The following is a 23,903-nucleotide window of genomic DNA, read 5'->3' as shown; positions in this document are numbered from 1 at the left end:
GGCCACTCAGGGCAGCGGATCGTTCAGCCGCGACACACGAAGGGCGACGCACGGTCCGCCTTCTGGCGGGCAGGCCATGAAGATCGTGAACGACACCGTGTGCTCCGACCGGACATCCGCGCCGAACGCGTAGCCGTCGCGAAGGCGGACACCCTCCACCGTGCGCGCGTCCACGCCGGAGGGGAGGCCTGTCTTGTCGACACCAGCCCATGTGGCGGGCGTGCGCACCCGCTGCACATGCAGTTCCTGCCGGGTATGGAACTCACGCAGCTGGTCCCACGCGTCTCCGGTGGGAAGGTAGCCTGCCAGGTCCGCCTCCAGCCCGGCGCGCTCATCGTCGGGAGGCCTTGCCTGGTCGAACACTCGCTGGACGGCCTGTTGTGGGCCGGCGTCGTGCATGCTGTCCCACCGGAAGAGTGCGTCGGCGACGCCGAGCGCCAACCGGTCAGCGGGTGACGTCGCAGCCGCCGGGCTCGCGGGTGTGTGGGAGGGATGCGGGGCGGTGGGCGCCGGCCCAGGCAGGCCCAGCCCGTACAAGCCGGCGGCGACGGCGGCGATCAGGCTCGCGGCCCCGACGGCGGCCACGATCAACACGAGGATGCGACGCCGCCGAATCGAGGCGCCGGACGTGGGCCGTGTGGTCATACGACCTAGGTGGGTCTGGGCATCCCGTTGCCCCGCGGACGCAAGAGCGTCGGCGTGGACTCGCCTCAGCTCGCCTCAGCTTCGTGTCGCGGTGCCGGCGGACTTGTGGGGGCGTGGGCGGTGCCCTCGAGGACGGTTGCGGTGAAGATGGTGACCAGGTCACGGAACGCGGTGAGCCGTTGGCGGTCCTCGACGGTGAGCACCGGTGAGAGCGATGCCGCATCGATCCGGTCGAGGTGAGAGCTGTGGTCCTCGATCATGGCGAGAAGGCGTTCGCGGGCGAACCGGGAACGCGACTGGGGGTCCACATCCGCCCATCCCGACCGCTGGCCTTCCTCCAGCCGGCGGATCGTCCTGCTCGCCTCCGAGAGCGCACTGGCACGGGGTGTCAGGGACCGCAGGGTGGCGTCGGCTTCCGCGCGCACCGGCGGCGGCGCTGTCGTGTCAGAGGCAAGCGCGCGCAGCGAGTGCGCTGCTTGCGCGGTGCGCACCTCGAGGTAGGGGCCGTGCACTTTGCTGTACCGGTCGATCTCCGCAAGCGCCTGCTCGGCTTGGGCACGCAGCCAGTCCGGGGTGGCCTTGCTTGTGGCCAGGGACTGCAGCTCGAGCACCTGCTCGTGCTGATGATAGGAGTTGCGGCCGGTGATCGTCCGCGAGGCCTTCTCGCGCGCCTTCCCCCGGCGCGGTGGTGGCGATTCGCCACCACCGCGGGACGCGGCTCGGGGCGCGCCGAAACGTGTCGCAGCTTGCCGGGCGCGCGCTTCAGCCGCCTCGAGCTCGCGCAACTCGGCGTACAGCGCAGCCTGTTCGGTGGGAGTGAGGTCCTTGCGCTGCTCGAACGATGCCTTCAGGGCGAGAACGTGGCTGAGCTTGTCGGAGACTCCGCGGGCGATCCAGCAGGGAACCGTGGCATGGCCCAGGGCTGTGGCGGCGGCCAGACGGCGGGCACCGAAGACGAGGACGAAGTCCGCGGTCACGGTCAGCGGCTCCAGGATCCCTCGTTCGCGGATCGACTCCTGCAGGCTGCTCAGATCGCCGAGATCGTGGCGTGCCTGGTATCCCCGCACGATGCGCGAGGGGGCGACGTCGGCGAAGCCGGTGTCGGTCACGGCTGGCTTCCGGGCAGGGTTTGCTGGGCGAGGCTACGTAGGCGCTCATCGCCGAGCAGTTCTGCGAGCGTCTCGCCGGACAGCACCCGGACCAGCAGACCCGGCCGGGCCGGGGATGCCGCGGTGGCCTTGGCCCCCACGAGCAGCCGTACCATGGCCGCCCACTCGGGTTTGGACAACTGAAGGAACTGCCGGAACGCATGATCGCGCCGTAGCACGTCGACGGCGGACTCCTGGGAGCCGAGATCGGAGATCCGCTGGCAGACATACTCTGCCGCCCCCACCGCCCCCAGCGCCGGCCACCCGGCGACAGCGAGGTACGCGGCCGCGCACTGCACGATCCCGTCGATCCGGTCGCTGACCTCCCCGCCGTCATCCTCCGTCCCCTCCATCAGCGTCTCGTCGTCCCCGGCGCGGACCGGCACCGTGTTGGGATGGTTCTTCAGGCGCCTAGCCCGCTCCGGGCTCTGCAGATGACGTTCCCCCTGCGTCTCGGCCATCAGGTTTCGAGCGACGGCTTTCCGCACGACTGCCCACGGGCTGTCCGCGTTGAGGATGCCCGGCTCCCGCATCGCGAGGAACGCGGCATATGCCGCATCCTCGGGGGGACGATGCCACGACCTCGCCAGACTGGCGAACCGCGCCTGTGCATAGGAGAGCAGCTCGGTGGCGATCGGAAGCGTGCGCCACCCAACGGGGCCGGCCGCGTGGATGGTCTGCAACGCCCCACGGACCGCGTCCGCGGACGCGAACGGCTCCTCCGCCCGATGCTCCCGCCCGGCCGCGCTCGGCTCGATCCTCGTCAGGCTCATTGTCCGACACCAGGCCGCTTGATGGTCATGCCCTCGGGGCGCTCAAGGTCGCCGGCTCCGTTCAGACGGGCGCGACGGTCGGCGAGTCGCTGACGCAGCCGGTCGGTCGCCTCGATCCGTCCCTGCATCAATGCCGCACGCAGGCGCCTGTCCAGGTCCACACCGTTGCGGGCGAGCATCCCGGCCATCCGCGTTCCCAGTTCCGTCGGGCGAACCCATTCCACCCACACGCCTTCCCGGGTCCGGGCGCCCCTTGCGGGGCGCCCGCCCGCCCGCCAGTCTCGCCGCCTGTCATGCCGCGGTCGCTCGATGTCCTCACCGATGGTCTCGGTCTCGCTCATCCGGTATCACGGTGGCGTCCGGCAAGGTGGTGTACGGATCGGGTGACCGTGTCGCTGCGGACGTAGCGACGGTCACCGCGTGATCCTTCGAGAGAACTCTTCACATCCATCTCGAAAGGACCCCGACGATGACCGTCTCACCCCACGATATCGACCCTGCCCGCTTCCTCGAAGACCACCTCGCGCAGGCGTCTCCCGATCTGCTGCGGGAGATGCTCGGCACGTTCATCAACCAGCTGCTATCCGCGGACGCGGACCAGATCTGCGGCGCCGCTTACGGCACGATCAGCGACGACAGGGTGAACCGTCGCAACGGTTACCGCCACCGCGACTTCGACACCCGCGCCGGGACCATCGACGTGAAGATCCCCAAGCTCCGGCAGGGCACCTACTTCCCGGAGTGGCTGCTGGAACGCCGCCGCCGCGCGGAGGCCGCACTGACCACCGTGGTCGCGACCAGCTACCTCCTCGGCGTGTCCACCCGTCGGATGGATGACCTGGTGAAGACCCTCGGGATCACCGGGCTGTCGAAGTCGCAGGTGTCGGAGATGGCGCGCGACCTTGACGAGCAGGTGACCGCGTTCCGCACCCGGCCGTTGGACGCCGGCCCGTACTCGTTCGTCGCCGCCGACGCGCTCACCATGAAGGTCCGCGAGGGCGGCCGGGTCGTGAAGGTCGCGGTGCTGGTCGCGACCGGCGTGAACGCCGACGGCTACCGCGAGATCCTCGGTCTGCAAGTCAACTCGACCGAAGACGGCGCCGGCTGGCTGACGTTCTGGCGCGACCTCGTCGCGAGAGGCCTGACCGGCGTGAAGCTCGTCACGTCCGACGCACACGCAGGTCTGGTCGCAGCGATCGGCGCGACCGTCGGCGGGTCCTGGCAGAGGTGCAGAACCCACTACGCGGCGAACCTGATGAGCGTGACCCCAAAGTCCTCGTGGCCATGGGTGAAGACCCTGCTGGGCACGGTTTTCGACCAGCCCGACGCGGAGTCCGTGCACGCCCAGTTCGACCGCGTCCTGGACGCGCTCGAGCACAAGCTCCCCAGGTCGTTCGAGCACCTCGAGGCCGCACGTGAGGAGATCCTCGCGTTCACCGCGTTCCCGAAGAGCATCTGGCGGCAGATCTGGTCCAACAATCCGAACGAACGCCTCAACCGGGAGATCCGCCGCCGCACCGACGTCGTGGGCATCTTCCCGAACCGCGACGCGATCATCCGGCTCGTCGGCGCCGTCCTCGCCGAGCAACACGACGAGTGGGCCGAGCAACGCCGCTACCTCGGCCTCGACGCCCTCGCCGCCGCACGCCGCGTCGGCGAACCCACCACAGAGGAGGTGATCGAACCCGACCTTCGGGCCCTCACAGCCTGACCTCGACACGAGGGATCACACGATCACCGATACACCACGTCCCAGGACTTGACCCGGTATCACCGTCCCTTCGCCCGCACCGTCCGCGCCGGGCCCGGCCGCTGCTGCCTCTACTAGGTACGGAATCGGCATCGATGGGGACCGCGGCTAAGCCAATTTCGCCGGGTTTCGCAGCAGCGCCTGAAGACGCTGCTGATCGGGGCTTTTCCACTCGGGTGAGACGGGGATTCCACCGCACCGCCCATAGCGAATCCACGAGGCGAGCCCTCAATTCCACACGCGCTTCTACCGTCCCCGAGCAGTCTCGAGACCACCTCAACGAGATGGGAGCTCGCATGTCACAAGTGCGACGCCGTATCACCCCTTTGACCGCCCAGCTGGACCGGGAATGGGAGCAGCACTACTCGCGCGAATGCATCGACCTCGGCGCTCTCGGCTCTGGCACCGGAGACGAGTGGATGACGCTGATGCGCGCCGGCTCGGCCGACCGGCAGGACGCAGTCCTGCGCGCTCTGCTCGAGCACGCCGCCCAGGGCAGTCCTGAAGCGGAGCGGGTGCTGTTGGCGATGATGATGCCGAAGGTCATCGCGTTCTCCCGCACCACTGTGCGCAGTGTTGCCGGCGCCGATGCCGTCGCGGTCGCGATCGGAGCCGCTTGGGAGGTGATCCGCACCTTCCGCGTCACACCCGGCATGCACCACGTCCGCGGTTCGCTCGTGCTGGCTATCCTGCGCACGATTCTCGCCGCTGAGCCACCGGCCCGGGAGATCCCCTTCGACCCGGCCCTGCTTCCGCATCCGCTCGAAAGCCCCACCCCTGAATGGATCGACCCGGGCGCACGGGTGGAGGCTGTGCTGGAGTGGGCAGTTGCAGCCGGAGTCCTGGACCCCGACCAAGCCCGCCTCATCGTGCGTATCGACGTGCTCGGGGAGGGGTACCGGGAGCTCGCCAGCGAGATGTCCGTCGACTACGACACCCTCCGCAAACGGGCATTCCGGGCCCGCCGCCGGCTTACCGCCGCCGCCTGCGGTGAGGGGTTGGGAATCAACATCGCGGCCGCTGACCTCGTACCTGGGTGGCACCAAGCCCGTGCAACAAACCGACACAACGTTGACTGAGCGCAGTCGGACACTAAGAATCGCCGCAGGCAGACGTTCCCCATGCGGGATATGCAGTCGCATTTCCCGCGACTGGCGTGAGCCTCTTGTTCCCGCCCTGCCGACGCGTCTAGCTGGACGGGTAAGCAGGAGGCACCAATGACACAGGCAACCGGCCTAACGGACCGAATTCCTCCACTTGCCCAACCGGACCGGTCCGCGCCGGCGCCGGTGCGGACCCGGCGCCGCGCGCCGGTGATCGCGGCCGGCGTCGTCCTTGTCGTGGTGGGCACGCTCACCTCCGTCGTGCTGCTGACCTCGGCGGGCAACTCCGTGACGGTCTTCATCACCGGAAGCGAGGTGCTCCGAGGGGAACCAATCGACTCGTCGATGCTCCGGGAGATGCAGATCGGCAGAGACCAGTCGCTGGATGTCTTCACGATCGACGACGCGTCCCGCGTCGTGGGACGGTACGCAAGCGTCGACCTGCCGGCGGGAAGCCTGCTGACCACCGCGAACACGGCGGAGGAGGTCGGCGTGCCCACGGGCCAGTCCCTGGTCGGCGTGCCGCTCGGTCCCGGACAGATGCCGGCGAGCCGCATCGTCGCCGGTGACCACGTCCGCCTTGTCGCCACGCAGCTGCTGGACGCGAGTGGCCGCCCGACCTCCGACGCCAACGCACTCCCGGTCGAGGCGATCGTTGCCGCCGTCGCCGCCGACGACACCGGCACTCTCACTATCGTCGACGTGCTGGTGCCTACCACGGCCGCGGCGTCCCTCGCCAGCCGCGCGGCGGCGGGAACGCTCGCGCTCGTCCTGGACCCGGTGGGGTGATGCATCGTGGCCATCGTCGGATTCGCGTCCATCGCCGGCTCTCCGGGGGTCACCACGTCCGCGGTCGCAACGGCCCTCCTGTGGCCGAGACCGGCGGTGTTTATCGAGGCCGACACCTCCAACATCAGCGCCGTGCTCCCCGGGCTGCTGCGCGGGCGACTGGACTACTCGCGGAGCCTCAGCCAGGCGATGCTGCTGCACACTGGCGGCGACCTCACCGCCGACGCCTTCCTCGACCCGACGCTGCCCTTGTCTGTGCCGATTCACGAGCTCCCCAAGGATCCGTATCTGCCCCACCCGTCTGTGCGCGACGGACATCGCCTCTGGGTGGTGGCGGGATTCGACAACCTCGATGCCGCCGACGGCACCAGCTCCCTGTGGACCGCGCTGACCGGGATCGGCGGCGAGCTGGAGGAGCTCGGCACCGACATGGTCGTCGATTTCGGCAGGCTGAACAGGGTCGAACCCCGGCAGGCACTGCTGGAGGCCTGTGACCGTCTCGTCATCGTCGCCCGGGCGAATCTGCCCGACCTGTTCCGGTCGATCGGGCGGATCTCCGAGCTCCGTGCCCGTTTGGCGCCCCTCGGCCGTGACTCGCACCTGAGGCTGCTGCTCATCGCCTCGCCCACCCGACACGGCACCGAGGCGCTGGACTTCGAGAAGCGTGTCGGAGTGGAGGTCATCAGCGTCCTGCCCTTCTCTCCCCGCGGCGCGGCGGGATACTCGGCCGGCATCTCCGAGCGGCATGCGAGAAGCTCGTACCAGCGCGCGGTCCGCCGGTTCGTTCAGGAACTGTCCCACCCGCTCACCACGCAACGCCGTCCGTGGCCCGCCGAGGCGGGAGCATCCCATGGCTGATCCTCGCGGCCGCGAACCGGCACCCGCCGACATCACCTCGCTGCCGCTGTTCCGCGACACCGCGACCCGTGAGCTGCCCCGTGCGGCGCGCCACCTTCTCGCCGCCGCTCAACCTGCACCCCTCCCCGGTCAGCCCGGTGTCCTCCCGGAGGCGAGCACAGTGTCGGCAGAGCTCATCGCCCCCGCCGCCATGGCTCCGTCGGCAGGGGTCGCTGTCCGCCCCCGACCGCGGACCACGAGCAGCACCGATCCCGACGGAGTCGTCGACTGGGATCTCGTCGAGTTGCTGCAGAAGACGGCCAGCGAGCTTCTCCCCCAAGCGGACGCCGTACGTCTGGGAGAGACCGTCTACCTCGACACCGCCACCGCGTCACCGGAGCTGAGCGAACGGGACCTCGACAACCAGGACATCATCCTCCGCGTGGTCAACGACTACGTCACCCGTCATGTGCTGCTGCAGCGCGGGCAGGACGCCGACTGGTCAGCCGACCAGCGGCACCGCTACGTCGAGGCGGTGTTCAACGAGATCTTCCGGTGGGGGAGGCTGCAGCCGCTGATCACCGAACCGGGCGCGAAGAGCATCAACATCCTCGGCCATGACAGGGTGATCGTCCGATACCAGGACGGCAGCTACGCGCTGAAACCGCCGATCGCCCGCAACGACGCGGAGCTGATGCGGCTGCTGCAGAACATCGCGAAGAAGCGGCACCGTGAGTTCTCCGATGTGAAGGCGTCGGTCGGCATCGATCTCGACGGGGCGCGTCTGAACCTGCTCGCGTCCTCGGTCGCGACCCAGCCCTCCGCCGGGATCCGCATCCACAACCATGTCGACGTCGACCTCGATGACATGGTCCGCCTGGGCACTCTCACCGGTCCCGCCGCGCGCCTGCTCACCGCGGCCGTGGCTGCGGAACGCAACGTGCTCATCTCCGGCGAGCCCGGCGCCGGCAAGACCACGCTGCTGCGTGCCTGCGCCGCAGCGATCCCCCGAGATGAGCTCATCGCGACCGTCGAGACCGAATACGAGCTGTATCTGCACAAGCTGCCCCACCGGCACGTCGCCGTGCTGCCGTTGCAGATGCGCGAAGGCACCGGGGAGGGAACCCACGGGGAATACTCGCTGCGGCAGGCCATCAAAGACGCGCTGCGCCACAACCTCAAGCGGGTGCTGGTCGGTGAGGTCCGCGGCGCGGAGGTGAAAGCGATGATGGAGTCGATGCAGATCGGCGGGGGATCGCTGGCCACCATCCACGCCGAGAGTCCCTCCGACGCGATCTTCCGTCTCGCGAACCTCATCATCGAGGAAGGCAACCTCACCAACGACTACTATCCGCTGCGGTTGATCCAGCAGCACATCCGCCTGATCGTGCAGGTGCGGGAGGTCACCGCCCCGGGCACGGCTCCCCGGCACATCGTGACCGAGATCGCCGAGGTCACCGCCCCCACCACAGAGAAGGGCCCGCCGCTGGCCCAGGCGCTGATGCGCTACGACCCGGACGCGGGCGAGCTGTCCTTCACCGGCACGCAGCCGACCCCGACGCTGCGGACCCAGCTCGAGCGCGTGGGACTTCCCGACGGGTTCTTCCACACCGGGGGGAGACGATGACACACCTGCTCACTGTGCTCGCCATCTCTGTCGCCCTGTGCGGCGTCGCTTTCATCCTCTACGGGTCGCTGACCGCCCCTGCCCCGCGCAGCGACACCACGCCCGCGCGTATGCGGGTCGTCGACCGCGCACGGGGACTTGTCCGCGGGATGAGCCGGCAGCGGGGGCGTCTTGTCGCCGGGGTGGTCGTCGGGATCGCGACGTGGCTGATCTCGGGATGGCCGGTCGCCCTGGTCGCGGTGCCGGCCGGGTTCCTGTTCCTCCCCGAGGTGCTCGTCAAGCCCAGTACCCGCGGACTGACCTTGACGGAGGCTCTGGCGGCGTGGACGCGGAACATCGCCGCGCTCGTGCAGACCGGGACGCTCGGCGTGGAGGACGTCATCCAACTGTCGCTACCCGCGACCGCGGAGAACATCCGCCCTACCGTGGCCACCCTGGTGTCCCGATTCCGCGGCGGGTGGGACACCCAGGACGCCCTGCGCGCCTTCGCCGACGACCTCGCCGACCCCGCCGCGGACAAGGTCACCGCCCACCTCATCCAGGCGGCACGCAAACGCGCCGGCGACCTGCCACGAGCGCTCGACGCGCTCGCGGAGGAGATGGCCGCCGAGGCACGCGTGCGCCGTGCCATCGAGGCGGACCGCGCGAAGCCGCGGCAGAGCCTGCGCATCGTGACCCTCATCACCGTGGGCGTCGTCCTGGTCCTTCCCCTCTTCGGCCGCTCCGGCCAGTTCGCCGGCTACGCGACACCGATCGGGCAGGCGATGCTCGCGTTCTGGATCGCCTGCTACATCGGCCTGCTGCTGTGGGTGCGCGCGATCCTGCGGGAAAGCCCCCCGTCACGCCTGTTCGCGTCGAAGGAGCCGGACCGATGAGCTGGTGGATGCTCGCGTTGCCCGGCCTGTTGGTCGGATGCGGGGCGGCGGTGCTCGTCAGCGCGCTCGCCCCCCGTCACGTCCACGTCGCCTCGGCGCTGACCCGCCTGGGAACGACGACCCGCCCGGATGCGCCGTCGCGCCGGGATGCACCCAGCATCATCGGCGAGTGGGCGCACCGCCACCTCCCCGACGCGCCCGGCTTCCGGATCCCGGCCGCCGACCTCGTCCTGATCGGGATGCCACCTGCGGCATTCCTCTACCGCAAAGTCCTGGGCGCCGCTGTCGGCCTGCTGGTCCCGCTGCTGCTGGGCGCGCTCATCAACCTGGTCCTCCCAGTGCTGCCGCTGTGGATCTGGATGGCCATCTCCGTGGTCGCCGCGGTGGTCGGCTGGACAAGCCCGGACGCCGAGGTGCGCACCCGCGCGCGGCGTGCCCGGGCCGAATTCACCCGCGCGATGGCCGTATATGTCGGCCTCGTGGCCGTGGAGCTCAGCGACGGCGCGACCGGACCTGCCCGCGCGATGGCCAATGCCGCGAGCGTCGCCGACTCGTGGGTCTTCCGACGCATACGCGAAGAGCTCACTCTCGCCGAGTACACCGGACAGACCCAATGGGACGCGCTGGAACGACTCGCTGAGCAGATCCAGGTCCCCGCCTTGCAGGACGCCTCCCGGATCATGCGCCTCGCCGGCGACGGCGCACGCGTCACCGATTCCCTGCGCGGAGCCGGCGACGCGCTGCGCAACGCCATCGTCAGCCAGGCGCACGCAGAAGCCAACGCCCAGAGCGTGAAGATCGGCCCCCCGCTGGCGCTCACGGTCTTCGTCCTCGCAGGACTGTTCATGACCCCCGCGGTGATGGCGATCATCGCGAGATGACCCCGGTGCGGCATGACGCATCACCAATAGAAGAAGAGATGAGAGGAAGAGACCATGGATGAGATCCCCACCCGAGCAGTCCTGCTCGTCGGCGGCATCCTGCTGGCCGGTGTCGTCGTCGCGCTGATCACGGCGTTCGCCACCGGGACGCTGAACCCCGTCATCGGCTGAGACATGCGCGCACCGACACGCCCGCCGCCCAACTCCGCGTGGGCGCGGCTGCTGGGTCGCGGTCGGCGACAACGAGGAGTCGCGGAGGCCGCACTCCTGTATCCGTTCCTGCTGCTGCTCACCTTCACCGGCCTGCAGCTGGGGTTCTATTTCCACGCCGCCCAGGTCGCCCAGGCCGCGGCGACCGTCGCGTTCAACGGTGCGCACGGACTGGACGCATCCGCGTCCGACGGGGATGCGGCCGCGACCGCATTCCTCGACTCACGTCGTGGCGAGCTCCTCGCGGCCAGCGTCGACGTTCAGCTGACACCCACCGAGCTGACCGTCATTGTGACCGGCCAGGCTCCCGGGATCATCCCCGGCTGGGTCTGGCTGGATGTCAACGGCACCTACACGGGTCCGGTGGAACGGTGGACGGGATGACCGTTCGGCGCTTCTTCGGCTCGCACGTACGGCAGCGGGGGGAGATGGACATGTCCGCGGAAACCGCCGTCCTCGCGGTCGGCGTGATCATTCTGCTCGGCTTCACCATCTCGTTCGGATGGATCAATCAGACCGAGACGAGTCTGCACGCGGCAGCGGCCACCGCAGCGCGAGAGATCTCACTGCTGCGCGACCCCGACACCGCCGCCACTCAGGGTGACGATGCCGCCCGTAGAGCGATCGATGCCCACGGCGTGTCGTGCCAGACTCTCACCGTCGACGTCGACCCATCCGGACTACGTGCGCCGCTGGGGGAGATCGGAATCGTGAGCGTGACGATCACCTGCACCATCGCACTCGTCGATCTGCCTCTCGCTGACGCGCCCCTGACCACCTCCATGACCGCCACCGGTACCAACCCGGTCGATCGCTACCGTGAACGATCATGAAGGCCAGCAGCTACGTCGCCGCCGCGGTCCTCGCCCTCGTCGTGGTGATCGCCTGGGTCGTCGACGGAGGAGGGCAGATCCTCGCCCAGCAGCGCGCAATGACCCTCGCCCAGGACGCGGCACGGGTAGGCGCAAACGCCGTGTCTGGCCACGTCGTCGCCACCGGCGCTGTCGCGATCGATGTCACCGCAGCACGAGCCGCCGCGCTCGAATACATCGCCGCCGCCGGCGAGTCCGGGTCGGCGTCCGTGATCGCAAACACTGTCACGGTCACCGTAACCGCCAGCTACGACACGATCTTCGCGGTCTTCCCGGGCCTGGAGACACTACGTGCCGAGGCCACCGCCTCCGCACGACTGATCAGCGGCTAAGGAGCACCGATGACCATCCTTCGACCGACCACGCTCGCCGCGCTGGGCCTGAGCGTCGTCCTTCTCGCCGGCTGTGCACCGACGGTGCCGCCTACCCCCGACCCGTCGCCCTCCGTGAACACGCCGTCCCCTTCGCCATCCGCCACCCCGATAGCCACCCCCGACACGGTCGGTCCGCCCTCCACCGCCGACGACGCGATCGCGCACGCGGTCGACACGATCGGCCGGTACATGCAGCTGCGCTCCGCCGTGTACGCCGACCCGTCCGGACAGCACGACCTCGCCGCCCTGGTCGGCGGAGCCGCCGAGAGCCGGCTGCGCGACGAGGCCTCTCAGCTGGCAGCGCAGGGCATCCACGCCGAGGGGCAGTTCCGCTTCGAAACATCATCCGGACAGGCATCCGAAGCCGTCGTCGACGGCGCCTCCATCCCGTTCGGAACCGTCACCCTCGGTGGATGCTACGACTCCAGCCAAGTCGAGCTCCTGTACGCGGACGGCGGCCCTGTTCCGGTCGCTGATGTTCGCCGTGTGCGCTTCCAGCCCGTCCTGGTCTACCGGCCCACGACACAGTCCTGGATCGTGTTCGACACTCCATCTCCCGCTGAGCCAGAGCCATGCTGAGACGTCACCGCAACTGGATTGTCCTGCTGACCATGCTCACTCTGCTGGCGGCACTCGCACCGCTGCCGGCCCACGCGGACGTGCAGGAACCCCACTGCGACGCGATCGCCCTGGCCTGTACGATCCAGCTGGATCGGCCACCCACGGATCCGGCACCCGACCCGCACACGGGGGTGACGCCGGGGCCAGCGCAATGCCTGGCGGATGTCGGCAGCGGGTACGTGGAGGTGCCGTGCGTGTCCGAGCACGGGCACTGGAGCAACGCGAGCCAGTGCTACTGGGAGCTGCGCGATCCGGCCGTCCTCGGCGAGCACCCGCCACCACCTGGTGCTGACCCGACGGGAGCCTGGTATCTGTGCACGCCATACGCGCCAGGCGCCGGGTTCGTCGTCGCCACTGGTCACTGGCTCACACAGCCTCCACCAGGGTTGGAGCTCACGCCTGGCCAGGCCGCCGCGCGGATCGTCCAAACCATGACCTTCCACGGCATCGACATCGGCATGGCACCCGACGTGAACGCCGAGTGGGGGCACCGGCGCGGGCACGTCGGCATCCCGATCTGGCTGTGGGCACAGAACCGCACCGCGCAGAACTGGGGTCCCTACACCGTCACCGCCACCCTCGGAGGCCAAACGGTCACCGTCACGGCCCGTGTGACCGGCGTGGTGTGGGTCATGGGCGACGGTGCCACAGTCGCCTGCGCAGGACCGGGGACCCCCTATGACGAGGCGCGGGGCCTGGGCGCCTCCCCCGACTGCGGTCACTCCTATGCGCTCACGAGCAGACAGCAACCCGGCGGCTACTACTCCGTCGTTGCACGCAGCCAATGGGATGTCGATTGGGTCGGAGGCGGACAGAGTGGAACCATCCCGCTCACCGCGGAGAGCACGGTCCCCCTCGAGATCCAGGAACTCCAGTCCGTCAACGTTCCCAACCGTTGACAAGAATCCGAGAGAACGGCACGCGGAAATGAGACGCATCCTCGCAAGCATCGCCTCGGTACTGGCCGCGGCCGTCCTCATCATCGGCGCCCCCGCCGTCCTGCTGGCACTGGCCGGGAACCCCCTGCCCTCCTGGGAGACACTCAGCGAGGCGATGACCGTCCCCGACTTCGGCGGCCGCTTCTTCCTCGGCACGGTTCTTCCGCTGATCGGGTGGGGCGCCTGGGCGTTCTTCACCGTTCCCCTCTTCGCCGCCATCCCCACCGCGATCCACCACGCCCGCCGCGGCGCCACCCCGCGCCCCGCCCCGGCGGCCTTCCGGATGCAGCAAGCGGCCGCATCCGCGCTCGTCGCCGCCATCCTGGTCATCTTCGGCGCCACCGCCACGCCTGCCTCCGCGGCATCCACCGGACCGCCCGCGATGACCAGTGCTGTTCCGGCGGCCGACATCTCGCAGCCCACTGAGATACCCGCGGCATCCCGACCCGAACAGCCCGTCACCACGGAACATGAGTTCCTGGAGCGGACGATCGTGCCCGGCGACACGCTCTGGGACATCGCCGCCGAAGAGCTCGGTGCCGGCGAACGGTATCCGGAGATCTTCGAGGCATCCACCCACATCGAACAGCCCGGCGGAAGACGCCTGACCGACCCCGACCTGATTCTGCCCGCCTGGACCGTCCACATCCCGCAGCCCCGCAGCGCTCCCGTCGCCACGCCGGAGCCGGCAGCCCCGCCCGCGGATGACCACGCAACGCCCACCCCTCCTGAGCCCGACCGGCAGGCACTTCCGGGGCCGGGCATCGACCACCCCACGCCGACCGCGGATCCGGAAGTCGCTCAGGCTCCGCACACGGTCGCCGACACCGCCACCGACACGGACGGCGGCGACGAGGACAGCGACCTCGCCGCCGTGGTGCGCACCGCAGGAGGCATCTCCGGGCTGCTCGCCGCCGGGCTCTTGACCGTGCTTGTGGCGTTGCGGGTGCACCAGCGTCGACGTCGCCGGAGCGGGGAACGTCTCCGGCTCCCCGACGAGCAAACCCACCAGCTGGAACGCCAGCTGCGCGACGCCAGCGACGAAGCGGGCATCGCCGACGTCGATCGAGCCGCACGAGCCCTCGGCGCCTGGGCGGCCAGCACCGGCACGGCCCTGCCCGCCCTGTACGCGATCCGGCTCGACACCACCGGCCCCACATTCTTCCTGGCCGACCCGGTCCGACTGCCGGCACCCTTCGAATCCGCCAGCGACGACGACCTGGTCTGGACCTACCCCGCCGCCGCGGCCGATCTTGCGCCCGGCGCGGTGAACCCCTATCCGTCGCTGCTGCTGCTGGGCCAGGACCCCGTCGGCGCGCACATCCTGATCGACCTCGAGCACTGGCGGACCCTCCAGGTTCACGGCGACCCCGCCCAGGTCGCCGCCGCGCTCACGTCGATGACGCTGGAGCTTTCCACCGCGCAGTGGTCTGACGACCTGCGCGTCACGGTCGTGGGCGCGCACCACGGACTGGCCCGCGCTGTGGACACCGGACGAGTCCGGTATCTGAACGACGCCGAGTCGCTGCTGCCGGCCCTGCGCGCGCGCACCATGGACGTCCGCCGGGCGCTCGCCGACGCCGGTCACGCGTCGATCGCCGACGCCCGGATCAGCGACTCTCCCGACTCATGGTCCACCGAGGTCGTCATCATCCACACCACGCTCACCGACGCGCAAGCGGACGCGCTTGCCGACATCGTCTCGCACAGCGACCAGGCCGGCATCGCGGTGATTGCCGGGCAACCGCTCCTCGACGGCGCGCAGTTGCGTCTGCGCGACGACGAGCACGCGTCCCTGGAGCCCATCGGCCTTGAACTGCATCCTCAGCACGTGGGCGACGAGGTCCTCAGCCTCCTGACCCGCCTGATGAACGACGCCGCGGCGCCACCCCGCACCTCCGAACACGATGCGCCGGCGGCCGCCAGACGACCCGCACCCGTTGTCGACGACGATGACCCGTCCCACCCCACGGAGACACGTCCTCCTGACGATGAGGAGCCTCCGCCTCAGGCGAGCGCTCAGCCTAATGCCCCATACCTGCGGCTGCTCGGACCGGTGGGCATCGATCTTCCCGAACGCGAGGGGGAGCCGCGGGCGCCCGCCCCCGGCCGCGGGGTCGAGCTCGTCGCCTACCTGCACCTGCACCCGCACGCGACCACCGACCAACTCGCCCAGGCGTTCTGGCCCAACGCCGCCCCCCAGGCCGCGTCCATGTCGATGCGCAAGCTCACCAACCACACCAGGAACTGGCTCGGCGCCACCGATGCGGACGTCGACACGGGCACAGTGGAGAACTATCTTCCTCGCTACGACTCCACCCACGGGTACCGCCTTCACACCGGGATCCGCAGCGACTGGGGCGAGTTCGAGGACCTCGTCGGCACCGACATCACCGCGGCGAGCTCCGAGCGGCTGCGGGCGGCACTGCGCCTGGTCAAGGGGCAGCCGTTCGCGGGCATCAAGCAACGATTCTGGGCCTGGTGTCACCTCGACCTGGAGGAGATGATCGCGCGGATCAGCGACGTCGCGGACGAGCTGTTCCGGCGCGCCTACGCGGCCCGCGACCACGGCCGCGCCCAGTTCGCCGCCACCGTCGGCAACGTGGTGGACCCGGTCAACGAGACCGCCTGGCGCAATCTGATGCTCAGTGCCCTGGCCAAGGGCGACACCGACCGGTTCGAACGGATCGTCGGCGATCTGGAACGGTATCTGGACAGCTTCGACGAGGGCTACGAACCCGAGCCCGAGACTCAGTCCCTGATCGATGAGGGTCGCCGGGAACTGGTCACGGACCCATGACCCGCCCCGCACCACCCGCCGTCGCGCCCGCGGCGCCGCACCGCCTGATCCCGGCCGCCACGACCGGACTTGCGATCGCGGTCGGCGCCGTTGCCACCGGGATCGACCGGGCCCTCCCGCCCGCCGGAACGGCGGCGCTGCTGGGCGCGGGCGCCATCGTTCTCGTGGCGGTGAGCGTCGTCGACCTCCGCACACATCAGATCCCGGACCGGCTGCTGCTGCCCCTGACCGGTCTTGCGGTGGGGTGGCTGGCCGCCGGCGCGCTGCTGACCGGCGATCTGGCGCGCACACATCTCGGCGGTGCTGCGCTGGCAGCCGTGGTGCTCGCCGCCGTGTACTTCGTGCTGGGACTGCTGGGGGCGGTCGGGTTCGGCGACGTGAAGCTCGCCGGCGCCCTCGGGCTGTGGGTCGGCGGCCTCGGTGGGGTCGCGTGGATGCTCATCCCGGTCGTCGCCGTGGGGATCAGCGGGATGCATCAGCTCGTCGTGTACGTGCTGCATCGACCCGGCGCCGTGGCGCATGGCCCGGCACTCGCGGTGGCAGCCGCGGTGTGCACGGTGGCCGCGCTGTCCGCGTGAACGCGGCCACTCAGTCCCAGGACGACTTGCGGACGAAGCGCGCCGGGTCCTTCCACGCGGCGACCACCTTTTCCACCCGTTCGGCGAGGTCTGTGCTCGACTCGAGCGGGATGGGTGCGCCGGTTCCCGGGTGAACCGCGGTCGCCCGGTAGAAGGTCGAACTGGCGCTGCGAACGTTCCACTGTTCGATCCACCCGATGCGTGCACCGTCGAGCATCACGTCCCACTCCGGCGGAGCGTTGCGCGACCGATGAGACTTCGGCGGCAGGCGCCGCAGTCCGACACCGTCGGGAAGCTCGATCGGTACTTTCTCACTCGAAGACACGCAGCACCTCGAACCTGTCCGGCGCCGTCTCGCGCAGATCGAACACGTACGTCTCGGCGCGATCCTCCGCGCCGGCGATGAACCGCCACCCGCTGCCAATTCGCGGGGAGCCGCCGGTAGCCGGCGGGAAGAGGATGTCCTCCCGGACGTCCAGCCGCGTGGGGCGATCCAAGACTCTCCATCGTCTGTCCGTCCAGAACAGCCGCGTCGGGACACCGTCTTCGAACCAGACCGTCGCTGCACGGTGTGGTGACACTACTCTCATGATGCCGTCCGTTAATAGAAACTATATTCTAGATCGGATAGTACGCCTCCAAGGGGACATCAGTCATCCTCTTCGCACGCATGGTGCGGACACGCCATGTCCTCCGCCACCCTTCGGACCCGCGATCGGATCGCTCGGAACGGCCGGCAGAACGACACTCACAGGCCGAGCGGCGGAGGGGCTGGCCCGGGATCCAGATGCAGCGACCTCGTCGCCGAGACCGTGCGGTACGCGGAGCGGATCGTGGCCACGGCCTCCTCTTGCTTCAAACCGGTGCGCAGCGCCGCCATCCCCAGCGCGCCGTGCGCGTAGTCCTCCGGCAGATCCAGTTCCGCGACTCGGCACGCGGCCCAGAAGAGCGCGCGGTTGCGGTTGCCCTCGGACTGGCGTGCGACGAATCCGGCGATCCGCCGCACGATCGCGTCCGGCGAGCGATCCAGCGCCCGCGGCGGGGCGACGATGGGCGGCGGTGGCGGACGCAGGAAGTCTCGGACCCGGGCGGAGTCCAGCGGGCGGGCGGCGGGAGCTGTTTCCATGACTTCGTACCGCTTCGTTCCAGCCCCGAAGGAGGGCGGCACGATAACATACCCGCCTTCGCCGCGGAAGTCGATGTGGGACGCCGTCACCGCCCAGTTCCGTTGCGGCCAGGCCGGATCGGCCGGGAAGTACACGTGCATCCCCCCAGAGGGGGTGCGCACCTTCGCGGCCCACCCGTCGACAAGGCGGGCGTCCTCGAGCTCGGCGAACGCGCCGTACCCGTCGCCGCTGGCGTACACGTCGATGTCCAGGACGTCGATGCCGTCGCCACCAGTCGGGATCCCGATGCTCGCCCACGGCCAGGACCGCCACCAGGATTCCACCACACCGACCGACGTTGTCGCGTCTTTGAATCCGTTCTCCGTCATCGGCCGCTTGTGCTTGGGCACGCACGGGAACACCCTCAGACCATGCCGGGCATAGTGCACCGCGGCGGCGGGCAGAGCTGCCGTTGCAGCGGGGAACTCCAGCTCCGCCATGGTCACCGCCCCACCGAGGCGCGTGCGGCAGGTGAGCGTTCCGGCTGCGGTGATGTCGTGTTCGATCGCGCCTCGAGGGCTTCGCTCATCCCCGGCGGGTATCCATCTGAGACGGCGGGCTCGGGCAGGTTTTCCAGGATGCCGAGGGCGGTGCGGCGGGCCTTGTCGGCCGTGTCCTGCAGCACCTCCGCCACGGTCCGGTCGCTCACGCTATTCGCCCATCCAGCGACGTACGGGACGGTGTATCCGCTGGTGTCCAGCCCGTGGCTGGCGGCGACGAACATCGCCACCGATTCGGCTTCCACCTCCCCGATCCCGCGATGCTCCCCGCGTGCGGTGAGGGAGTCCGGGGCGTGCAGCTTCACGTGCGCCAGTTCGTGCAGCGTCGTCTTCAGCCGCGCAGCCTCGCCCATATCCGCACGGACACTCACCGTCCGCTCCGCGAAGCTGGTCATCCCGTTCGCACCATCCAGCGCGACAGCGGTGGCAGCATCCTGCAGCGTGTATCCCGAGGAGCGGATCTGCTCCTGCACAGCCGCCAGCAGCCCTGGGGGAGCGGCGCCCTCCAGCAGCTGGGGCTCAGGACGGTCCGGGATCGGCGTGCCGTCCGTCATCGACACGTCCCAGACCTTCGCGGGCTTGACCCCCACCATCCGCTGTTGCACCACCTCGCCCGGCTCGGGTCGCTGCCCGCGCGGCAGGCGGTGCCAGGAGCCTGGGTCCTGTGGGGTGGCGGAGGCCATCGCCACGAGCACGGGCTGCCGGATCACGAACCCCGGCTGTGTCGGCCACCGCCCCAGCGCTTTCCACGCCACCCTCCCGGCGACATAGGTCGGGTACGGGCTGGGCACCCGGCCGGCCTGGAACGCGTCGGCCTGCTGGCTGAACAGCAGCAGCGTGTTCAGCCATGACCGTGACCGGAACCGCGCGGCGAACCGGATCGACTCCAGCCAGTCCTGCCCGGTCACCAGCCGCTGCACGGACTCCTGCAGCCGCTGGGTGACCTCCTCCATCTTCTCCACCCGGTACGCGGCCACTTCCTCCCGCGTGTATCGACGCGTCATCATCCACCCGCCTTCGAGCCACCCGCGCGGTGGCGCTCCAGCGTGGTGTGCACGCCCATCCCTGCGCCGCGGTCACGCGCGCGGCCTCGGTCCTCCGCGTCGTGGGCGGTGGCGGCGCGTGTCGCCAACGCGGCACCGGTCGCCCGTCTCCGGCCCTGCGACGGTAGCTCCCGCCGCCGGCTGCGTTCCCTTGCTCGCTTTTTCCAGACTCCGCCCTCCGCACCGCTGCCGCGTCGCTGCGGGCTCCGCTTAGGAACCGCTCGCGGCGGGCACTGCGCCGGCTCTGGTCGCTTCCCCTCTGCGTGCCGGAACGGACCAACCGGACCGGCCAGGGACACGGCACCCGCCGCGATCCTTCCTCACACAGAAGGGCAATGCCATGACCACCACTACCCAGAGCCCGCCGGTCGGGATCCTGGAGTACGTCGACCCGGCACAGATCGTGCTGGAGACGAACGTGCGACCCAGCGCGCCGCTGACCGACGAGTTCATCGCCACCATCCGAGAGCACGGCGTGCTCCAGCCCGTCCGCGGCCGACGCGACGACACCGGATCGGTGATCGTCCGCGCCGGGCAGCGACGCGTCCTCGCCGCCCGCGAGGCGGGGCTGACCGCGATCCCCGTGTTCGTGGTCGACAGCACGGAGCACACCGTGGAACGGATCGTCGAGCAGATCGTTGAGAACGACCAGCGCGAAGCGCTCACTGACACCGAGCGCACCGCCGCGTGGCAGCAGCTCGCGCTGGAAGGGCTCACACCCGCGGTGATCGCCAAGCGCACCGGCACCAAGACCGCACGGGTCAAGACCGGGCTCAAGGTCGCCGGAAACGAACTGGCAGCCACCGCGATCGCCGCCCACCAGCTCACCCTCGACCAGGCCGCCGCCTTGGTGGAGTTCGAGGCCGACGAGGGCACCGTCGCCGAGCTGATCGCAATCGCCGTCGAAACGCCCGGGCAGTTCGATCACGCCGTACAGCGCGCCCGGGACGACCAGGCGCGCGCCCGCGCGCGGGAGGCTACCGAACAGGACCTCGCCGCGCAGGGCTACACGATCCTGGACCGCGAACCCGGCTACCAGGACACCACCCACACCCGGATCACGGAGTTGGTCGACAGCGACGGCAACCTCGTCACCGCCGAACAGATCGCCGGGCTCGACGGTGCCGCCGCGCTGGTGCGGGTGTACTACGGGGACGACGTGCACGTGACGTACTTCCTCGCCGACCCCAAGGCCCACGGGTTCGCGCCCCGCTTCGGCGGCGGTCAGTCCGGGCCGATGACCGATGAGGAGAAGGCCGAACGGCGCGAAGTCATCGCCAACAACAAGGCGTGGGATGCGGCGCAGACCGTCAGGCGGGAGTGGCTGACCCAGTTCTTCGGGCGCCGCACCCTCCCCAAGGACGCGCCACGGGTCATCGCCACCGCGCTCGCGGCGGACCGCACTGTGGTCGCGAAGGGTCTTGACGGCGGCAACAAGCTCGCCCACGACCTGCTTGGGGTCGCCCAGGACAGCGGATGGGGTGCGGACCGGCTGGCCGGGTTCGTGCACACCCACCCCGCCAAGGCGGCGCATGTGACGCTGGCGATCGTGCTGGGCGGCCTGGAAGGCTCCACCGGACGGCACTCCTGGCGAAACCCCGACCGCAGGACCGGCGGCTACCTCACCACGCTCGAGGCCTGGGGATACACCCTCTGCGACGTCGAGCAGATCGTCGTCGCACACACCCAGACCCACGAGGTCGACGGGGTCGAGGTCGACGACGAGACGGAGGTCGGCGAGGCTCCGGAGGAGTCCACCGCGGACGGGGTCGAGGTCGAGCCGGCCGTCTGATCCGCATAGGAGGGGCGCCCCAGCAGTGGCTGGGGCGCCCCTTCCTGCTTCTGCACTCCCGGCTACAACCGCCGCGAGGCCGTGGGGCGAGCCGGGGTCAACTCGTCCGCCGGGTCTGCTCGATTGATGTGTGCGGCACGGTCGCTCAGCGCCGCCGCCATGGCCGGGGGCGCGGCCGCAGGCCCGGGGAGTGGGCGGGGCAGGGCTGCTCGGGCGCGTTCGGCTCGGGCGAGGTCAGCGCTGACCTGGCGTGCCGCGTCGACGTCGCGGCCGGAGTCCTCGATGACCGCGACGGCCTGATCCAGGGTCCGGGCGAGGTGACCGGGCGCCAGGCCCGTTAGCGTCGCCGCGAGCTGATCGACGATCGCGCGGTCGGCGTCACCGACCCGGAACGCCGCCGAGGACTCGCCGGCGACACGATCCGCGACCGGACCGACGACCAGCCGATACCGCTGCCCGTCGTGCGTCCCGGTCGCGTCGTACACGCCTGGTGGGATCCAGTGCGCCGCGTCCCACGCCCACCCCGTCCACCGCTCACCGCCTGCGACGGCGTTCGGCGTCGCAACCGATACCTGCGGGTTGGTCCGCTCCAGCAGGCTGCGGGCGCGGTCCAGCTCGGCCGCGCTGTACGGCCAGGCGGCGGGGTTGCGCTCGGCCTGCGTCAGCGCCGACCGCAGCAGTGACACCGACAGCAGCTCGCCCGGTGTCCACAGCTGCACAGGGGCGGCACGGTCCGTGCCGGTCAGCACGACGATCGCGTCCAGCGCGCTCAACGCGCGCTCCAGCGCCTCCCCCTGCCAGTCGTCCCAGGCCTGAGCGAACCTCTCCTCGGACGCGAATTGCGATCTGCGCGGCTGCTCCGGGATCGGCACTGTGGCCGCATCGCGGATCGTCCGCAGCATCTCCTCCCCGGCACTGATCTCGGCCACGACGTCCGTCCCTTCTGAGCGGCACGGTGCCGCACGTATAGATGGTGTGTCGCCCCAGTCGCGCGCGATCGGTCGCTGCCTGATACGCGCCGCGGGGCGGGCATCGCCGGCGACGCAGGCTACGGGGCGGTGCGGACGGCGACGAACGCCGCGCCCGCCCGCAGGCGGTCGCCGCGTCGCCCGCCGCCGCTCCCGCACCGCCCCGTGACCGCCCGCCCTGCCGACACGCCCACCCGGGCGCGGCAGAAAGGACACGACCATGTCGATCGACACGCCGACCACCATCACCAACATCACCGAGCTCACCGCCGCCCCCTCACTCGTCTCGACCGCGCGTGAGCCGCTACCTCTGGTCGACCCCGCCAAGGCCGCCAAGCTGCGCGCGATCATCCAGGCCCGTGCCGACACCGAACGTGAGGCCGCCCGGCTGCGCGCCGAGAACGAGCAGCTGCGCACCGCGCCGGTGCCTGCGGACGACCCGCGGATGCGGCACATCTGGGTCGCCGCCGCGCTCGTCGCCGAACAGGAGGAGTACTGCGGCCAGTACGACGCGATCATCGACACCGTCGGTGGCCCCAGCCGCCAGGACCTGCGCGACGCCGGAGACCTGGACCGTTCCTTCCGAGTTCGCACACACATCACGCTCGAGGTGTGGCTTGAGATCAACGCGTACAGCGAAGACGACGCTATCCGCAGGGTCGACAGCCTGTACCTGGCAGACGTCCGAGAACACCTCGAAAGTCACAGCCTCGACGACGCCGACCTGGAGAGCTGGGACGCCAGGGAGGCCGAAGCCGACGATTGAGCCTCACTGAGTAGGCGGCCCTGGCCGCGCAGTCCAGGGTCGCCGTCGTGTCAATCGCGCTTCGGGGTCACCTCGCTGCCAACACAGGCAGCCGAGTGTCAGAAGCCCGCCAGCTTCGCGCTGCAGACGTCCAAGGCAACCGGCCGTCGCACCGCGAGCGACGCGAGCCCGCGCCGGCTGCCTCACCGGTTCGTGGGTGCCGTCCTCTGGCGCCGCGAGCGTACGGGACGACTCCTCCAGCACCAAGCGGCGACCTCGCTCCCTCCGCTCACGCTCCCCGACCTCGGTCGCCGCTTGGCGCTTCCCCCGTCGCCCCGTCATCTCGCTTCCCGCCAGGACGGCACCCACGAACCGACAGGAGGCAACCATGCTCACCGGGATCCGCATCACCCTCGATGGACAGCTCGAGACCGTCACCATCGACGACACCACCACCGCCCGCCTCGTCCACAACCTCCACCGCGCGATCGGATGCGACACCTTCGACGTGGTCGGGCTGCCCCTCGGGATCAGTCTCTACGTCGATGACGACGGCATCAGCCGCAGCACGCTGAATCCGATCCTCAGCTTCACGGCCGCCCACCTGGGCGCCCCCGCTGCGCTGTTCGGAGCCGGTGTCTTCCTCAGTTACGACGTCGACAGCGGCGAGTCCCGCAGCCTCACCCACGGCCACGCACGCGCGGTCGTTGCGGCCTACCTCACCGCCATCATCGACCTCGTCCGCGACAACCTCTGATAGCCAGTGGACGGATCGCCCGCGAGGCGGGTCGTGCCTGAACCCAGATCACGCAGGCACGGCTCCGCATCAGGCCGGCCAATGCCGCAACCCCGACACCAAGCTGGACCC

At 70.0% G+C, this 23,903-nt stretch carries 26 protein-coding genes; 17 read left to right on the top strand and 9 right to left on the bottom strand.

The features are described from left to right. Positions 1-6 precede the first annotated feature (6 nt). The 4 genes from CGU35_RS18420 to CGU35_RS14135 all read right to left on the bottom strand — a co-directional run bounded on the left by CGU35_RS18420 (position 7) and on the right by CGU35_RS14135 (position 2,907). Positions 7-645 (bottom strand): hypothetical protein, encoded by a 639-nt coding sequence (locus CGU35_RS18420; RefSeq protein WP_181003452.1) that lies wholly within the window; start codon positions 643-645, stop codon positions 7-9. 65 nt (positions 646-710) lie between these two features. Then, positions 711-1,754 (bottom strand): ParB/RepB/Spo0J family partition protein, encoded by a 1,044-nt coding sequence (locus tag CGU35_RS14145; protein ID WP_100812155.1) that lies wholly within the window; start codon positions 1,752-1,754, stop codon positions 711-713. After that, complete coding sequence (locus tag CGU35_RS14140) at positions 1,751-2,566, bottom strand: hypothetical protein (protein ID WP_100812154.1); 816 nt, start codon at positions 2,564-2,566, stop codon at positions 1,751-1,753. Before CGU35_RS14140 ends, CGU35_RS14145 begins: the two co-directional genes overlap by 4 nt. Beyond that, complete coding sequence (locus tag CGU35_RS14135) at positions 2,563-2,907, bottom strand: hypothetical protein (protein ID WP_198519600.1); 345 nt, start codon at positions 2,905-2,907, stop codon at positions 2,563-2,565. The genes CGU35_RS14140 and CGU35_RS14135 overlap by 4 nt, the downstream gene beginning before the upstream one ends. Before the next feature lie 128 nt (positions 2,908-3,035). Between CGU35_RS14135 and CGU35_RS14130 the strand changes: the two genes are divergently transcribed. The 14 genes from CGU35_RS14130 to CGU35_RS14065 all read left to right on the top strand — a co-directional run bounded on the left by CGU35_RS14130 (position 3,036) and on the right by CGU35_RS14065 (position 16,821). Further along, positions 3,036-4,277 (top strand): IS256 family transposase, encoded by a 1,242-nt coding sequence (locus CGU35_RS14130; RefSeq protein ID WP_100809640.1) that lies wholly within the window; start codon positions 3,036-3,038, stop codon positions 4,275-4,277. A gap of 335 nt (positions 4,278-4,612) precedes the next feature. Continuing rightward, positions 4,613-5,395, top strand: coding sequence for a sigma factor-like helix-turn-helix DNA-binding protein (locus CGU35_RS14125; protein WP_100812152.1), 783 nt, complete (start codon positions 4,613-4,615; stop codon positions 5,393-5,395). Between the two features lie 210 nt (positions 5,396-5,605). Next, positions 5,606-6,208, top strand: a complete 603-nt coding sequence (locus CGU35_RS14120; protein ID WP_146048049.1) for an SAF domain-containing protein — start codon at positions 5,606-5,608, stop codon at positions 6,206-6,208. Between the two features lie 6 nt (positions 6,209-6,214). Next, on the top strand, positions 6,215-7,066 hold the full coding sequence (locus tag CGU35_RS14115; protein ID WP_100812150.1) for a hypothetical protein: 852 nt from the start codon (positions 6,215-6,217) through the stop codon (positions 7,064-7,066). Then, positions 7,059-8,672: a CpaF family protein gene (locus CGU35_RS14110; protein ID WP_157813996.1), complete on the top strand. Its 1,614-nt coding sequence runs from the start codon at positions 7,059-7,061 to the stop codon at positions 8,670-8,672. The genes CGU35_RS14115 and CGU35_RS14110 overlap by 8 nt, the downstream gene beginning before the upstream one ends. Continuing rightward, positions 8,669-9,547, top strand: a complete 879-nt coding sequence (locus CGU35_RS14105; RefSeq protein ID WP_100812148.1) for a type II secretion system F family protein — start codon at positions 8,669-8,671, stop codon at positions 9,545-9,547. Before CGU35_RS14110 ends, CGU35_RS14105 begins: the two co-directional genes overlap by 4 nt. Next, positions 9,544-10,428, top strand: a complete 885-nt coding sequence (locus tag CGU35_RS14100) for a hypothetical protein (RefSeq protein ID WP_100812147.1) — start codon at positions 9,544-9,546, stop codon at positions 10,426-10,428. The genes CGU35_RS14105 and CGU35_RS14100 overlap by 4 nt, the downstream gene beginning before the upstream one ends. Positions 10,429-10,602: 174 nt before the next feature. Then, positions 10,603-11,022 (top strand): TadE/TadG family type IV pilus assembly protein, encoded by a 420-nt coding sequence (locus tag CGU35_RS14095; RefSeq protein WP_100812146.1) that lies wholly within the window; start codon positions 10,603-10,605, stop codon positions 11,020-11,022. A gap of 50 nt (positions 11,023-11,072) precedes the next feature. Further along, complete coding sequence (locus CGU35_RS14090; protein ID WP_146048048.1) at positions 11,073-11,471, top strand: pilus assembly protein TadE; 399 nt, start codon at positions 11,073-11,075, stop codon at positions 11,469-11,471. Next, complete coding sequence (locus CGU35_RS14085) at positions 11,468-11,842, top strand: hypothetical protein (protein WP_100812144.1); 375 nt, start codon at positions 11,468-11,470, stop codon at positions 11,840-11,842. The genes CGU35_RS14090 and CGU35_RS14085 overlap by 4 nt, the downstream gene beginning before the upstream one ends. A 9-nt stretch (positions 11,843-11,851) precedes the next feature. Continuing rightward, positions 11,852-12,463 carry a hypothetical protein gene (locus tag CGU35_RS14080; protein ID WP_100812143.1) on the top strand — a complete coding sequence of 204 codons (612 nt, stop codon included), beginning with the start codon at positions 11,852-11,854 and terminating at the stop codon, positions 12,461-12,463. Continuing rightward, on the top strand, positions 12,457-13,404 hold the full coding sequence (locus CGU35_RS18240) for a hypothetical protein (RefSeq protein WP_146048047.1): 948 nt from the start codon (positions 12,457-12,459) through the stop codon (positions 13,402-13,404). The genes CGU35_RS14080 and CGU35_RS18240 overlap by 7 nt, the downstream gene beginning before the upstream one ends. 28 nt (positions 13,405-13,432) lie before the next feature. Further along, positions 13,433-16,243, top strand: a complete 2,811-nt coding sequence (locus CGU35_RS14070; protein WP_100812141.1) for a hypothetical protein — start codon at positions 13,433-13,435, stop codon at positions 16,241-16,243. Next, on the top strand, positions 16,240-16,821 hold the full coding sequence (locus CGU35_RS14065) for a prepilin peptidase (protein WP_100812140.1): 582 nt from the start codon (positions 16,240-16,242) through the stop codon (positions 16,819-16,821). Before CGU35_RS14070 ends, CGU35_RS14065 begins: the two co-directional genes overlap by 4 nt. A 10-nt stretch (positions 16,822-16,831) precedes the next feature. On the opposite strand, the gene CGU35_RS14060 is transcribed toward CGU35_RS14065, so the two are convergent. From CGU35_RS14060 to CGU35_RS14045, 4 genes are all read right to left on the bottom strand, one after another. Further along, positions 16,832-17,146 (bottom strand): hypothetical protein, encoded by a 315-nt coding sequence (locus CGU35_RS14060; protein WP_100812139.1) that lies wholly within the window; start codon positions 17,144-17,146, stop codon positions 16,832-16,834. After that, positions 17,133-17,318, bottom strand: a complete 186-nt coding sequence (locus CGU35_RS14055; RefSeq protein ID WP_100812138.1) for a hypothetical protein — start codon at positions 17,316-17,318, stop codon at positions 17,133-17,135. The genes CGU35_RS14060 and CGU35_RS14055 overlap by 14 nt, the downstream gene beginning before the upstream one ends. Positions 17,319-17,569: 251 nt before the next feature. Beyond that, positions 17,570-18,427 (bottom strand): bifunctional DNA primase/polymerase, encoded by an 858-nt coding sequence (locus tag CGU35_RS14050; RefSeq protein WP_100812137.1) that lies wholly within the window; start codon positions 18,425-18,427, stop codon positions 17,570-17,572. Between the two features lie 2 nt (positions 18,428-18,429). Then, a complete protein-coding gene (locus CGU35_RS14045; protein WP_232711321.1) occupies positions 18,430-19,494 on the bottom strand; it encodes a serine/arginine repetitive matrix protein 2 in 1,065 nt (354 codons plus the stop codon). A gap of 376 nt (positions 19,495-19,870) precedes the next feature. On the opposite strand from CGU35_RS14045, the gene CGU35_RS14040 reads away from it, so the two are divergent. Continuing rightward, positions 19,871-21,322, top strand: coding sequence for a ParB/RepB/Spo0J family partition protein (locus tag CGU35_RS14040; protein ID WP_100812136.1), 1,452 nt, complete (start codon positions 19,871-19,873; stop codon positions 21,320-21,322). Between the two features lie 62 nt (positions 21,323-21,384). Here CGU35_RS14040 and CGU35_RS14035 read toward each other — a convergent pair whose 3' ends face one another. Further along, positions 21,385-22,251: a hypothetical protein gene (locus tag CGU35_RS14035; protein WP_100812135.1), complete on the bottom strand. Its 867-nt coding sequence runs from the start codon at positions 22,249-22,251 to the stop codon at positions 21,385-21,387. Between the two features lie 259 nt (positions 22,252-22,510). On the opposite strand from CGU35_RS14035, the gene CGU35_RS14030 reads away from it, so the two are divergent. Continuing rightward, positions 22,511-23,056 carry a hypothetical protein gene (locus CGU35_RS14030; protein ID WP_100812134.1) on the top strand — a complete coding sequence of 182 codons (546 nt, stop codon included), beginning with the start codon at positions 22,511-22,513 and terminating at the stop codon, positions 23,054-23,056. 367 nt (positions 23,057-23,423) lie between these two features. Then, positions 23,424-23,792 (top strand): DUF3846 domain-containing protein, encoded by a 369-nt coding sequence (locus CGU35_RS14025; RefSeq protein WP_100812133.1) that lies wholly within the window; start codon positions 23,424-23,426, stop codon positions 23,790-23,792. The last annotated feature ends 111 nt before the right edge of the window (positions 23,793-23,903 follow it).

The sequence above is a fragment of the Microbacterium sp. BR1 genome, assembly GCF_002812725.1.
Classification (GTDB): domain Bacteria; phylum Actinomycetota; class Actinomycetes; order Actinomycetales; family Microbacteriaceae; genus Microbacterium.
This window is presented reverse-complemented; position numbering and strand designations above follow the sequence as displayed.